This window comes from Marinifilum fragile, assembly GCF_963677365.1.
Lineage (GTDB): Bacteria > Bacteroidota > Bacteroidia > Bacteroidales > Marinifilaceae > Marinifilum > Marinifilum fragile.
Map to the genome: position 1 here is coordinate 3,442,660 of NZ_OY781962.1, position 14,014 is coordinate 3,456,673.

At 37.1% G+C, this 14,014-nt stretch carries 11 protein-coding genes; 2 read left to right on the forward strand and 9 right to left on the reverse strand.

Translation table 11 applies throughout. From position 1 onward, the window contains the following. Positions 1-108: 108 nt before the first annotated feature. Entirely contained in the window at positions 109-2,724 is a 2,616-nt protein-coding gene (gene mutS / locus ACKPCA_RS13720; RefSeq protein WP_321279573.1) for a DNA mismatch repair protein MutS, read from the reverse strand. A gap of 184 nt (positions 2,725-2,908) precedes the next feature. On the opposite strand from mutS, the gene ACKPCA_RS13725 reads away from it, so the two are divergent. Both ACKPCA_RS13725 and ACKPCA_RS13730 read left to right on the forward strand, forming a co-directional pair. Next, on the forward strand, positions 2,909-4,243 hold the full coding sequence (locus tag ACKPCA_RS13725) for a saccharopine dehydrogenase family protein (RefSeq protein ID WP_321279574.1): 1,335 nt from the start codon (positions 2,909-2,911) through the stop codon (positions 4,241-4,243). 113 nt (positions 4,244-4,356) lie between these two features. Next, positions 4,357-5,100: a hypothetical protein gene (locus tag ACKPCA_RS13730; RefSeq protein WP_321279575.1), complete on the forward strand. Its 744-nt coding sequence runs from the start codon at positions 4,357-4,359 to the stop codon at positions 5,098-5,100. A gap of 102 nt (positions 5,101-5,202) precedes the next feature. On the opposite strand, the gene ACKPCA_RS13735 is transcribed toward ACKPCA_RS13730, so the two are convergent. From ACKPCA_RS13735 to mdh, 8 genes are all read right to left on the reverse strand, one after another. Beyond that, a complete protein-coding gene (locus ACKPCA_RS13735) occupies positions 5,203-5,922 on the reverse strand; it encodes a tRNA1(Val) (adenine(37)-N6)-methyltransferase (protein ID WP_321279576.1) in 720 nt (239 codons plus the stop codon). Between the two features lie 34 nt (positions 5,923-5,956). Continuing rightward, complete coding sequence (locus ACKPCA_RS13740) at positions 5,957-6,724, reverse strand: TIGR02757 family protein (protein WP_321279577.1); 768 nt, start codon at positions 6,722-6,724, stop codon at positions 5,957-5,959. 5 nt (positions 6,725-6,729) lie between these two features. Further along, the gene (locus tag ACKPCA_RS13745) at positions 6,730-7,383 is read right to left on the reverse strand and encodes an ABC transporter ATP-binding protein (protein WP_054722430.1); all 654 of its coding nucleotides are present in this window, start codon (positions 7,381-7,383) and stop codon (positions 6,730-6,732) included. 109 nt (positions 7,384-7,492) lie between these two features. After that, complete coding sequence (locus ACKPCA_RS13750; RefSeq protein WP_321279578.1) at positions 7,493-8,428, reverse strand: calcium/sodium antiporter; 936 nt, start codon at positions 8,426-8,428, stop codon at positions 7,493-7,495. 48 nt (positions 8,429-8,476) lie between these two features. Continuing rightward, positions 8,477-8,704, reverse strand: a complete 228-nt coding sequence (tatA, locus tag ACKPCA_RS13755; protein ID WP_083464758.1) for a twin-arginine translocase TatA/TatE family subunit — start codon at positions 8,702-8,704, stop codon at positions 8,477-8,479. 310 nt (positions 8,705-9,014) lie between these two features. After that, on the reverse strand, positions 9,015-11,996 hold the full coding sequence (gene secDF / locus ACKPCA_RS13760) for a protein translocase subunit SecDF (protein WP_321279579.1): 2,982 nt from the start codon (positions 11,994-11,996) through the stop codon (positions 9,015-9,017). Positions 11,997-12,147: 151 nt separating this feature from the next. Continuing rightward, the gene (locus ACKPCA_RS13765; RefSeq protein WP_321279580.1) at positions 12,148-12,573 is read right to left on the reverse strand and encodes a retropepsin-like aspartic protease; all 426 of its coding nucleotides are present in this window, start codon (positions 12,571-12,573) and stop codon (positions 12,148-12,150) included. A 208-nt stretch (positions 12,574-12,781) separates the two neighbouring features. After that, positions 12,782-13,720, reverse strand: coding sequence for a malate dehydrogenase (gene mdh / locus ACKPCA_RS13770; RefSeq protein WP_321279581.1), 939 nt, complete (start codon positions 13,718-13,720; stop codon positions 12,782-12,784). Positions 13,721-14,014 lie beyond the last annotated feature (294 nt).

A 14,014-nucleotide genomic window follows, 5' to 3' on the forward strand; every position in this document is an offset into this window, starting at 1 on the left:
ATAAAGGCTTTCATCGCTGTAACATTTCTGACTTATTGAAATTCAGACAATAGCTACCAAAAGCCTTTATTAATGGGGATCTCACTTTTTTTCATTTTTTTTCCTTGATTACAATCCGGAGATCTTTTTTATCTCATTTAATTTGTTCAAAGCTTCAATCGGAGTAAGATTATTTATATCCAAATCCGATATTTCTTCTCGAATTTGTGTTAATACCGGATCATCAAGCTGGAAAAAGCTCATTTGATAACCTTCTCGCTGTTGGGCAATATCACCAACAGGTTTTGCCAGCGATTCTCCATTCTTATTTCCTTCCAACTGAATTAGTATTTCATCGGCACGTTTCACAACCGATTTAGGCATTCCAGCCATTCTTGCTACATGTATCCCAAAACTGTGATTTGAACCTCCAGGAATCAATTTTCGAAGGAAAATCACTTTATTATTTACCTCCTTCACCGAAACATTGAAATTTTTTACTCTATCAAATGATTTCTCCATCTCATTCAATTCGTGATAATGAGTTGCAAACAATGTTTTGGCCTTTGCTTTTGCGTTTTCATGGATATACTCCACAATCGACCATGCAATGGATATACCGTCATAAGTGCTGGTTCCACGCCCCAATTCATCCAAAAGAATTAAACTTCGCGAAGATAGGTTGTTCAAAATACTAGCAGCCTCATTCATCTCTACCATAAAGGTCGATTCGCCCAAAGAGATGTTATCCGAAGCACCTACGCGAGTAAATATCTTGTCTACATATCCAATTTTTGCTGATTTGGCAGGAACGAAACTTCCGATTTGTGCCATCAAAACAATTAATGCAGTTTGTCTCAGCAATGCAGACTTCCCAGCCATATTTGGACCGGTAATAATAATCACCTGCTGACTTTCATTATCCAGGTAAACATCATTGGCAATGTACTGCTCATCAATCGGCAATTGCTTTTCGATTACCGGATGTCTTCCTTGTTTAATATCTATTACCTGTGAGTCATTAATTTCCGGACAGGAATAATTATTGTCTCTTGCCAATCGAGCAAAGGACAATAAACAATCCAAACGTCCGATCATTGCCGCATTTAACTGAATGGAAGAAATGTAATCAGCTATACTTAAAACCAATTCGTTGTAAAGTCTGGTTTCAAGAGCTAATATTTTCTCTTCGGCGCCAAGGATTTTCTCTTCATATTCTTTTAATTCCTGAGTAATGTAACGCTCGGCACTAACCAAAGTCTGTTTTCTGATCCATTCTTCAGGAACTTTATCCTTATGCGTATTTCTTACCTCAATATAGTATCCAAATACATTATTGAACCCAATTTTTAAAGAAGGAATTCCAGTTCTCTCGCTCTCTCGAACCTGCATTTGCAACAAGTAATCTTTACCCGAGAATGCAATTTTTCGTAGTTCATCCAACTCTTCAGAGACACCTTCGGCTATTACACCACCCTTGCTTACCATATTTGGTGGATCAGCTTTTATCTCCTTCTCTATTTTCTCACGAACACTAATACATGGATTCAACTGCTCACCTATTTTAAGCAAGCCGCTATTACCCGTGTTCAAACAAAAATTCTTGATTGGTTGAATGGCTAACAGAGCATTTTTTAATTGTACCACTTCGCGAGGACTCACTCTTGCCACAGCCACTTTGGAAATGATTCTTTCCAAATCACCAATTTGCCTGATTTCATCTTCAACACTTAAGGCTTCATTACCCTTTTCGTAGAAATATTTCACTACATCCAATCGAGTATTGATGCGCGCAGTATCTTTTAGTGGCAAGGCAATCCAACGTTTCAGCAAACGTGAACCCATTGGACTCAAAGTTTTGTCCATGATCTGAGAAAGGGTATGCGCTCCATCATTTAAAGCTCCAAATAATTCGAGATTTCGAACCGTGAATTTATCCAACCATACATACCTGTCTTCCTCAATTCTTGAGAGCTGAGTCACATGTCCAGCCTGACTGTGTTTGGTGATGTCCAGATAATGTAAAACTGCCCCCGAAGCAATAATTCCACTTCTTAAATTCTGCACCCCAAAACCTTTAAGCGAAGTGGTTTCAAAATGTCTTAACAATCGATCACTTGCAGCACTTTCGGTAAACACCCAATCATCCATTGTGAAAGTATAGAATTTACCACCAAACAATTCATGAAAGATTTTCTCTTTTCCTTTTTGATACAGTACCTCCTTGGGTTGAAAGTTACCAAGCAACTTATCGATGTATTCAAAATTACCTTCAGCAGTTAAGAACTCTCCTGTCGATGCATCTAAAAAAGCAATTCCTGCAGTTTTCTTCTCCAAATGCACACAGGCCAGAAAGTTATTTTCTCGATGTTCAAGTACATTATCATTATAGGAAACACCAGGAGTTACCAACTCAATAATTCCCCTTTTTACAAGCTTTTTGGTCTTTTTGGGATCTTCTAATTGCTCGCAAATGGCAACACGCATTCCTGCACGCACCAATTTTGGCAAATAAGTATCAATTGCATGATGTGGAAATCCAGCAAGTTCAACATATGAAGCCGAACCATTGGCACGCTTGGTTAAAGTTATCCCTAAAATCTCCGATGCACGAATCGCATCATTCTCAAATGTCTCGTAAAAATCGCCCACTCTAAATAACAATATTGCGTCAGGATGCTTTTCTTTCATCTGATAATATTGTTTCATCAATGGTGTTTCGACAGCTTTCTTCTGTTTTGTCAAGGGAATTCTATTTTGTGTGTTTGGTAATCTATTCTTTATCTCGAACAAATATACTCATTCTATAAAAAAGTAATTGAGAGAATTTATGATTCAACAAAAGAAAAAAAGCCAAATTCTCATGGGATTTCAATATACAATGTTGTAAATTTAAACTGATCGCATCTAAAATTTGACACATAAAATCATGACTAATATTCTTATTATTGGAGCCGGTCTTTCATCAACAGATCTTATTCAGTATTTGTTAAAACACTCAGATAAATACAATTGGAAGATCAGTGTTGGTGACATGTCTCTCGAACTTGCCAAACAAAAGGTTGGAAATCATCCTAACGGATCAGCATTCCAATTTAATCTAAAAGATTTGGAGCAAAGAGCTTCCGAAATTTCTGCAGCAGATATCGTTATCAGTATGGTTCCTGCCTCTATGCATATTATTGTTGCTCGCGAATGCTTACAGCATAAAAAGCACATGCTTACCCCATCCTATGTAAGCCATGAAATGATGGATTTACATGAGGAAGCAAATGAACTTGGCTTGTGTTTTTTGAATGAATTGGGTGTTGATCCTGGAATTGATCACATGTCGGCCATGCAGGTTATTGATCGCATTAAAGCTGAAGGTGGAAAACTTTTATCTTTTAAATCATTTTGCGGTGGATTAGTTGCTCCTGCTTGCGACGATAATCCTTGGCATTATAAATTCTCCTGGAATCCGAGAAATGTTGTTGTTGCCGGACAGGGAACCGCACAATTCAAAGAAAATGGACATTACAAATACGTTCCGTACAACAACCTTTTCCATAAATTAACTAAGACCAGTGTTAACGGATATGGTGAATTCGAGGTTTATCCAAACCGAGATTCCTTACAATATTGCGAGTTGTACGACATAGAAGACATTCCTACCATTATGCGTGGAACCATGAGACGACCTGGCTATGCTGAAGCCTGGAACATCCTGGTTCGCTTGGGTTGCACCGATGATTCATATGTGATGAAAGATTCTCACAAATTATCGAATAAGGATTTTATAAAAAGTTTTCTTCCTGAAAATGGATCTTCTACAAAAGAAAGCCTGGCAAAATTTGTTGATATCGATTCTAAATCGAAAATCATGGAGAAATTGAACTGGCTGGGATTATTCTCAAACGAGGTAATGGAAATTAAAGAGGCTACTCCTGCTTTTTTCCTTCAAAAAATTCTGGAAAAAAAATGGGCTTTAGGCGATAAAGACAGAGATTTATTGGTAATGCAACACCAATTTGAATATGAAAATACTGGCATGAAGAAAAGGATTATCTCCTCCATGACTTATGAAGGTAAAGATCGTGAACACACAGCAATGTCGTATACCGTTGGAACTCCCCTGGCCATTGCAACCAAGCTATTGGCAACAGGAAAAATTAATTTGACTGGAGTTCACATTCCAACCATGCCGGAACTTTACGAACCCATTTTAAAAGAATTAGAAGATTTGGGAGTTCAATTTATAGAGGAAGAAAGTATTATTCAGTAGACAATGATCAGTAAACAGTTACCAAATGGGTAGCTGTTTTTTTCTTTCTAAGAATGATGATTATCTCGATACTAAAACTTAGTTTTGTTAGCATTCAAGTTTAATCATCTGATATGATCAAGAGAAATACATTACTGATTATTATAGCAATTCTATTACAAGCCTGTGCAGGTTCTAAACCATTCACTGCTTATTGGAATGCAAAAAAGAATATACAAGCCAACAAATTCTCAGAGAAGGAGGCTTTGTATTATCAGTCTGCAGATCAGATCTCAGTTAAAGTTTTCAACAACAACGAGTTTATAGATATTTTTCTCGAAACCAACTCCCCGGGAACTCTCAAAAAAATATACAACTTGGGCTTAAGCCTATGGATTGATCCGAATGGCAAATCGAAAAGGGTTTATGCAATTAACTACCCTATGCCCGCAGAAATACCTTATACCGACAAACAATTTAAATCCTATCTGGAAAGATTCAGTAGAGTAGAATTTCAGGAAGAATTAATTGATCGATTTCAGAATTACGAACTGATTGACACAAGAATCGATGAGAGTGTTTTGACCTCTACTACTGTAAAAGATGAGAAAGTTAAAGTACAACTAGAAACTGTCGATCAGATCCTGTTTAGCTATCATGTGAAGATTCCAATAAAGGTACTTTACCCTGATAATACAGAAGTCAAAGAGATCAGTATTGGCATAAACAGTATCAACGAAGCCAACAAACAATATTACTCAGCGATGAGTAGCAAGGAGGTAATTCAAAAAAATCTGGATGAATTGAAAGTAGGAGCTTACCAAAACAAATCTGAACTTGAAGAGTGGTGGGTGAATTTTACTCTTGCAGACGAGTAAGTGTAAAGAATAATTGTTGAAGAAAGGAATAGTCGCTATAGACAGCATTAATGCTGTCTTTACAATACCACACAAAAATTGCGTTTTATATACCAGTTGGAATTAAAACTTTAAATAGAATTCTTTTGTCAGTTCAATATATTGTGGAGAATATACATGTCTTTGTCCATTTTCAACAATAAGTTCTTCCTCTAAGGTATTGCATTCTTTCAAAGAGAATTCGAGTAGATACCTTTTTGCTGGTTTTCCCGGATTGGGCAACACATGGCACTTTCTTTTCAATGAAAAGCCTGTAAGTTTCGCTAACCTCATAAAGTAATTTCCTTCCTCTATGGGTAAAACCACCGAAAAAGTTCCTTCCGGATTCAAAAGCTTTTTGGCACCTTCCAATAATTCTTCAAATGGCAAGTGATCCGCATTTCTGGCCTTGGTTCTCGATTCCTCTTTTGCATCCAAACCATTCATGAAATAAGGTGGATTGCTCACAATGGCATCATACTTTTCTTCGCTGCGAGCGCAAAGTTCCTGGAACGATTCATGAACACCAAAAATTCTATTGGTCCACGGACAAGCATTGATGTTTTCCATTGCTTGTTGATAGGCCGAATCATCAATTTCAACTGCATCAATTCTCACCTCAGAATTGGTTCTTTGTGCCAACATGATAGCGATCAGTCCTGTTCCTGTTCCAACATCAAGTATTCGTTCTGATTTTTCCACATCAGTCCATGCCCCCAATAGCACACCATCGGTACCCACCTTCATGGCAGATCCGTCTTGATGTATTGTAAATTGTTTGAATTTGAAATAATTGTTAGGCATGTTTCCTTTATAATTGAATTAGTATGTGTAAGAATCAAAACTTTTCGAATATTCCCAATCCAAAAAGTGCATAATCATATTTTACAGGATCATTGGGATCAAAGGAGCGAAGATTCATTGTGATTTCTTCGACGGCTGGCCAATCGCTTTGCTTGCGAGTTAATAAACCCAATTTTCTTCCTACATTTCCGGTATGCACATCCAATGGCAAAAATAAATCTTTTGATTCAATTCCTTTCCACAAGCCAAAATCTACACCGCGTTCATCATCACGAACCATCCAACGCAAATACATATTAATACGTTTTGCCGATGATTTCTTCAGTACATTCGAAATGTGTTTTTGAGTTCGAACCAGATGCTCTGGTTCAAAAAACACTTCTCTAAAATAGGCAATTGCCGATTTAACATCACCCCCTTTTTTTAAACCTTTGGTAAAAACACTTTCAAGTCCGGCGTGATTCTGGTAGATGTTCTTTAGTGATTTGATAAAGAAAATACAATCATCACCATTAAAGGTTCTGTGCTTAAACTCTCTGAATACATCCAGATCTGCCTCTGTTGAAGTCATCAAAAACTCGTAGGGCTGTTGGTTCATGAACTCCATCAATCGCTTTGCATTTCGGATGATAGTAGGTCTTTGGCCCCAGGCAATACTGGCACTCAAAAAGCCAGCAATCTCAATATCTTCTTTACGAGAAAATTGTTTTGGTATTAATATCGGATCTGATTCGATGAATGATTCTCTGTTGTAGAGATCATACTTTTCTTCCAAGAAATCCTTTAGGTCAGCAAAAATCATATTGCTTATTTTTCGATCAAACCATCGGAGATCACAATTTTTCGATCGGACATTTCGGCCAACTCCAAATCGTGTGTCACAATTACAAAAGTCTGATTGAATTTATCTCTTAGCGTAAAAAACAGTTCATGCAATTCCTGTCTTGTCTTGGAATCAAGATTTCCAGACGGCTCATCAGCAAGAATTACCAATGGATCGTTAATTAATGCACGGGCAACAGCTACTCTTTGCTTCTCTCCTCCCGATAACTCAGAAGGCTTGTGATCCATTCTGTGCCCCAGATTCAACATTTCCAAAAGCTCCTTAGCCCTTCCCGTAGCTTCTGCTTTCGACTTTTTGGCAATGTATGCAGGAATGCAAACATTCTCGAGCGCAGTAAATTCAGGCAATAAATGATGAAACTGAAAAACAAATCCAATATTTGAATTGCGAAATGCAGATAAATCCTTTTCGTTTAATGTAGCCACATTGGTTCCATCGTATACAATGGCTCCACTGTCAGGTCTATCAAGAGTTCCCAAGATTTGAAGTAGAGTGGTTTTACCTGCACCACTAGCTCCCACCACCGATACAATCTCTCCTTTTTCAATGGTAAGATCAACTCCCTTAAGGACATTTACTTCACCAAAACTCTTTTTGATTTGTTCTGCACTAATCATACCTCATCAATTATTTCATCTGTTTATAATTTTCCTTTAATTGTCAGATGGAAGTCGTAAGATCAAAATAATTATTGATTTGTGGATTTAATTATTATTTTAATCTTACTTATTTCATGAAAACCAAATATACATAAAATAAATAGGACGAAAGTAATAAAACACCTTTCCATCTGTGCAGTTTTCCTTTTTTCAAAGGCAAAATTAACAAGAACAACAGCAGAGATACTGCAAGCATAAACAATGCATCAAAAGAAATAATTTCGTCACTTACTTTTATACTCTTAATGATAGATGTTACTCCAAGAACTCCCAGAATATTGAAAATATTTGATCCAATAATATTCCCTATTGAAATATCCATCTCCTTCTTGTAGGCTGCAACAGCCGAAGTTGCCAATTCGGGAACCGATGTTCCAAAAGCAACAATGGTTAATCCAATTACACGCTCACTTATGCCAAAATCAGTAGCGATACTTTTTGCACTTCCAACCAACAGGTTTGCTCCAAAATACAAGCCCAAGGAGGATGCAACAATTAATAATACCGCAACTGAAATAGAATGTTTAGCTGGCTTTGGCTCCTCGGAAAGGTTTCTTTTTTCTCTTCTCGAATTCCAAATGGTCCAAACCATAAAGAAGATCAACAATAGAACAAAAACAATTCCTTCTATGGTTTGAAGTTTACCATTTAAAGCAAAAAAATAGAACAGAAGCGATGCCCCCATCATAACCGGCCAATCGTATTTAATTGAATTGCTACGTACCGGCAAAGGCAATAAAACTGCGGTAAAACCGAGTACTAAGGCAATATTGGAGATATTCGACCCTACAACATTTCCTATCGAAATATCCGGACTACCGTTAAGAGCTGCGTCTAAACTTACAAATAGTTCTGGAGCCGAAGTACCAAAGGATACCACCGTAACCCCAACCACTAAGGTTGAAACTTTAAAATGCGAAGCAAGGGCAACTCCACCTTTTACAAGCAGATCACCACTATACAATAGGATTACAAATCCCAATAATAAATAGATATAGTCCATTGATATGATAAAATTTATCCAGAAAGGATAAAAAAGGCATTTGCCTGTTTAAAGCTTTTTATTGATATCATCCTTAAAATCCTTGATGTTATCAAGAATATCAGTTTCATCTTTTATTTCCTTTTTGATATCGTCTGCCGCTCGTTTAAACTCTTTCATTCCTTTTCCTAAGCCTTGTGCCAATTCAGGAATTTTTTTCGATCCAAAAAGTAGAAGAATAACAACCAGAACAATAACAATTTCCCCTCCACTAATAAATAAAAGTATGCTTTCCATCTGATGAATATTTTTCACAAATATACCCAAGAAATTTCAAATTAATACGATAGTTGTTGATACTTGTATGCGAAAATCTTATTTCGAAACAAATTGCAATGGTTCAGTTACAATAATCAGAACTTGCGTAGGTCAAGCATATAGTTCCGAAGGTGAGAGGAATATTTCCGCACAAAGCTCCATCATCACTTTTTATGTGCGGAAAGGGTATCCTTGCGTGCGGAATAATATTTTGGTGTGCGGAGTAATATCCTAAAACAAAAATCCCCCGAACCAAACGGCCGGGGGATGAAACTTATAGAAAGTTCAATTATTTCTTTCTCTTTTCTACAACTTTTTCAACACGTAAGCTTGTGTCGTAAGCAATAGGAGATGCAATGAATAGTGATGAGTATGTACCTACGATAACACCAACTAACAATGCAAATGTAAATCCTTGGATTGAAGTACCACCGAACAAGAAAATTGCCAATAATACAACCATGGTAGAAAGCGATGTACTAAATGTACGACGCATTGTACTGTTCAAGGCTTTATTCACAACCTCTTCGCGATCACGTTTAGGATATAATCCCAAGTACTCACGGATACGGTCAAATACTACCACGGTATCGTTAATAGAGTAACCAACTACCGTAAGGATTGCTGCAATAAATGCTTGGTCGATCTCTAAAGAGAAAGGCAATAAACCAGATCCAATAGAGAAGATACCCAATACGATGATCGAGTCGTGAGCCAATGCAGCAACTGCACCTAAACCATACTGCCAGTTCGAGAAACGAACCATGATGTATAAGAAAATCACGATTAATGCACCCAAGATAGACCACAATGCAGAAGTACGAATATCATCAGCAATGGTAGGACCAACTTTCTGAGACATTTTACGGTTGTTTTCTAAGAAATCAACTTTTGTTGTTCCATCAGCCAAGTATGATTTCAATCCTTCATATAGTAATCCTTCAACTTCGTCATCAACCTCAGTTCCCGCTTCGTCGATTTTGTATTTAGTAGTAATCTTAACCTGATTGTTACCACCGAAAGTTTTTACTTCTGGAGCGTGACCATATACTGGTTCCAATGATTTAGCAACATCTTCAACACCTACTGGCTGATCGAAAGCTACAACGTAAGTTCTACCTCCAGTAAAGTCGATACCTTGGTTCAAACCTTTTGTAGAAAGTGATACAACACTTAATACAATTGCTGCACCAGAAATTACGTAGAATAATTTTCTTTTCTGTAAGAAGGTAACAGCCGAATTTCTCAACCAGTTATCAGTAAATTTAGTTGCGAAAGTAACGTTACGATTACGAGCTGTTTGCGCTTCAAAAATTAATCTTGTAATAAAGATTGCAGCAAACAATGATGAGAAGATACCGATTACCAATGTAGTTGCGAAACCTTTAATTGGACCTTCACCGAATAAGTAAAGAATGATACCAGTTAATAAGGTAGTAATGTTACCATCGATAATTGCAGAGTAAGCATTCTTGTAACCATCGCTAATCGCAAGGCCTAATCCTTTACCAGCTTTCAACTCTTCCTGAATACGCTCATAGATCAGCACGTTCGCATCAACCGACATACCGATTGTTAATACAATACCTGCAATACCTGGTAATGTAAGAACAGCTCCCAATGAAGCCAACACACCAAAAATGAAGAACAAGTTCGCAATCAATGCGATATTAGCCGCTAAACCTGCACCTTTACTATAGAAGAAGAACATGTAAACCAATACCAACACGAAAGCAATGATAAATGAGTACATCCCTTTTTGGATTGACTCTTTACCAAGAGATGGACCAACAACTTCGTCGGCAATAATATGTGCAGGAGCAGGAAGTTTACCTGATTTCAAAATGTTTGCCAAGTCTTTTGCTTCGGCAACAGTAAAACTACCGCTAATGCTTGACTGACCACCTTTAATTTCACCTAATACGTTTGGTGCAGAATATACATATCCGTCCAATACAATTGCAATTGCACGGTTAACATTATCTTTGGTTAAACGAGCCCAAGTTTTAGCACCTTCACCACTCATACTCATCGACACTTCATACTTAGCAGTATTTTGGTCAACTTGTTCACGTGCTGAAGTAACTGCATCACCATCCAATGGAGCTTTACCATCGCGGCTTGTTACTTTAATCGCAAATAATTCGAATACATTACCTCCCTCATCAATAGGCTTAACTCCCCAGAAGAATTTCAAGTTACGAGGTAATACCGATTTAATAGCAGGCATTGCCAATGCTTCATTCACCTTAGCAGTATCCTTAACGTGAGACATACCCACAACTGCTTTTGAAGATCCTCCTTGTTGAGTTGGGTTCAAGATTGAGAACAATGGGTACATTTTAGCCATTGCTTTTTCATCTTGAGATGTAGCCAATGAATCTTGCGCACCCTCTTCTTCAATTTTATCCAAAAGAGCAACCTCTTCATCTTTTGCTTCTTTTTTCACCTCTTCGGTAGCAGCTTTTTCTTCAACATCACCTGCATTTTTAATTTCTGCAAGTTTTGTATTTGCTGCATTTAAGTATTGCATTACTTCAGGAGCACTGTAAGTTTCCCAAAACTCCAAACTTGCAGTTCCTTGAAGAAGTTTACGCACACGAGCAGCATCTTTAATACCTGGAAGTTCGATAATGATACGACCTGATACGTCAGCTTTCTGAATGTTTGGCTGAGCAACACCAAAACGGTCGATACGAGAACGTAGAATGTTGTAGGTATTATCAATAGCAGCATCAGTTTCTTTCTTGATTACCTTTAACACTTCAGCATTTGAAGCTCCAAAAGGAATCTTGTCTTTCAACTCAAGCGTACCGAAAATATCTGGAGATGATAACTGAGCGTTAGGATCGATTTGCTCGAATGCTTGTCCGAACAACTCAACGAATCCTTTACCACTGTTTGCCTGCATTTGTTTTGCTTTGGCAATTGCAGCATTAAAAGTTTCATCCTTGCTGTTGTTAGCCATCGCTTTGATGATATCAACAACAGAAACTTCCATTGTAACGTTCATACCTCCCTTAAGGTCAAGCCCTAAGTTCATTTCCAACTCCTTACACTCTTTGTAAGTGTAATTCTTCAACCATAAGAAATTGTAAACCCCTTCTCCTCTAATTGAGTCAAGGTAGGTTTGTTCTTTCTTAATGTCGCCAGCTCCAAACTCTCGAGCTTCCTTTTCAACTTTTTTCGTTACGTAAGTAAAAGTCAATTGATACAAACTCACTAACGCAAAGACAATAGCGAGTAGACGAATCGCTCCTTTATTTCGCATGTGTTTAGGTTTAAATAAATTCTTACTTTATGTGGTATTCTATATTTTCAACCGCAAATTAACGCACAAATATATTAATTTTTTTCTAATTCCTTTGTTCAATAATCACCAGCATTTTATGGATTTTCAGTCCTTTGTAAATCCTGCATGCTTACTCTTTGTTTAATTGCAAAACTCTCCTTCTGTAATCAATAATTCCATTGTACTTTAAAAGGAAGTCACTTCCCAGCAATCCACAAATCTCTCGATTGCAATATTGGCGGTACATTTCATTAATTCCCGACAAGTTAATCAAGGCACAAGAAAAGTCATTTATACAAAGAGTTCCAATCTGAAAACGATCGATTTTAGCCATCTCCGTTTCTATACTTCCCTCACCTAATCCTCTTGATTTTATCTCAGATTCTTCTTGAACCGCTTTTTGATAATCGTCAACAAAATTTTTGTCAAGTACCGTTTTAGAGGCACCGGTATCGATCACCATTTCTCCTTTCTGACCTGTGTTAATCTCACACTCAATCAGCAGATGGAAACTATTCTCTTCTAATTCTACAACCTCTATCGGTATCTCTATCATGTTCTTCAATTTCTGCAAAGGATAGCAAATATACCAAAAGGAAAGCTATTTTACTGCATGATTACTGAACAAAAGTGAGTGTAAGTGAATGGATAAATATTTTTATTGAGTAAATGAGTATCCAGTTGCCAGATGGAAGTTTGGTAATTAGACAAAAAAAAGGTCATCTCATTTGAGATGACCTCTTCCCTTTAATAAAATGAACCGATTAGGCAATAATGTTCATTTCATCCAAAACTTTCATTACAGACTTAACAGCTTCTGCTGAATCTTTCAACAATGCCATTTCGTCTTCATTCAATTTAACTTCAATAATTTCTTCGATACCGTTTTTACCCAATTTCACAGGTACACCTAGGTAAATATCTTTCATTCCGTATTCGCCATTCAACAATGCACAAACTGGGAAAATTCTCTTCTGATCACGAACGATAGCTTCAACCATTTGAGCAGCAGCAGCACCTGGAGCATACCAAGCAGAAGTTCCCATTAGGTTTACAAGCTCACCACCACCGAATTTGGTTCTTTCGATAATAGCGTTCAATTTTTCTTCTTCGATCAATTCGGTAACAGGAATACCAGCTACAGTAGTATAACGTGGAAGTGGTACCATAGTATCACCGTGTCCACCCATTAACAATGCTTGAATATCCTTTGGATTAACATCTAGTTCTTCAGCAAGGAAAGCACGGTAGCGAGCTGTATCCAATACACCAGCCATACCAAATACTTTGTTTGATGCTTTCTTAGCAGTTAAGAAAGCTGCATAAGTCATTACATCAAGTGGATTTGATACGATAATGATAATTGCATCAGGAGAGTGAGCAATTACATTTTCAGTAACTGATTTTACAATACCAGCGTTAGTAGCGATTAAGTCATCACGACTCATACCTGGTTTACGAGGAAGACCAGAAGTAATTACCACAACTTCAGACCCTGCAGTTGCAGCATAATCATTAGTTACACCTTTAACTCTTGTGTCGTAATAGTTAATAGGGGCAGTTTGCCACATATCTAATGCTTTACCTTCTGCCAATCCTTCTTTAATATCAACAACAACAACTTCGTTTGCCAACTCTTTCTGAGCGATACAATTTGCACAGGTTGCCCCCACGTTACCTGCACCAACTACGGTAATTTTCATATCAGTAAGTTTTTAGTAAGGCGCTTTACAATTTACTTTAAATAAAATTAATCTAAGCAGCAAATTGCATAAGCAATATTCATTGATTTATTAATTATTTCTTTATTCTAATGTAGAATTTTTTCTCTATTCTGAGAACAAATATAAGTACATTGCCATATTTGCAAGTATAAAAACAACTGCTTTCCAACAGCTATTTCTAAATATATAAAAAATCCTCAACAAATATCGAACTTATGACATATTTAGAGATTTTAAAATTGGGTAAAAACACCCATACAGCAGGCTTCAAGA

What these genes read in the sequence shown, in the direction of transcription:
- mdh (WP_321279581.1), bottom strand. Translation starts at nt 13,720, where the DNA reads ATGAAAATTACCGTAGTTGGTGCAGGTAACGTGGGGGCAACCTGTGCA.
- ACKPCA_RS13725 (WP_321279574.1), top strand. Translation starts at nt 2,909, where the DNA reads ATGACTAATATTCTTATTATTGGAGCCGGTCTTTCATCAACAGATCTT.
- ACKPCA_RS13730 (WP_321279575.1), top strand. Translation starts at nt 4,357, where the DNA reads ATGATCAAGAGAAATACATTACTGATTATTATAGCAATTCTATTACAA.
- ACKPCA_RS13745 (WP_054722430.1), bottom strand. Translation starts at nt 7,383, where the DNA reads ATGATTAGTGCAGAACAAATCAAAAAGAGTTTTGGTGAAGTAAATGTC.
- ACKPCA_RS13740 (WP_321279577.1), bottom strand. Translation starts at nt 6,724, where the DNA reads ATGATTTTTGCTGACCTAAAGGATTTCTTGGAAGAAAAGTATGATCTC.
- tatA (WP_083464758.1), bottom strand. Translation starts at nt 8,704, where the DNA reads ATGGAAAGCATACTTTTATTTATTAGTGGAGGGGAAATTGTTATTGTT.
- ACKPCA_RS13765 (WP_321279580.1), bottom strand. Translation starts at nt 12,573, where the DNA reads ATGATAGAGATACCGATAGAGGTTGTAGAATTAGAAGAGAATAGTTTC.
- ACKPCA_RS13735 (WP_321279576.1), bottom strand. Translation starts at nt 5,922, where the DNA reads ATGCCTAACAATTATTTCAAATTCAAACAATTTACAATACATCAAGAC.
- ACKPCA_RS13750 (WP_321279578.1), bottom strand. Translation starts at nt 8,428, where the DNA reads ATGGACTATATCTATTTATTATTGGGATTTGTAATCCTATTGTATAGT.
- secDF (WP_321279579.1), bottom strand. Translation starts at nt 11,996, where the DNA reads ATGCGAAATAAAGGAGCGATTCGTCTACTCGCTATTGTCTTTGCGTTA.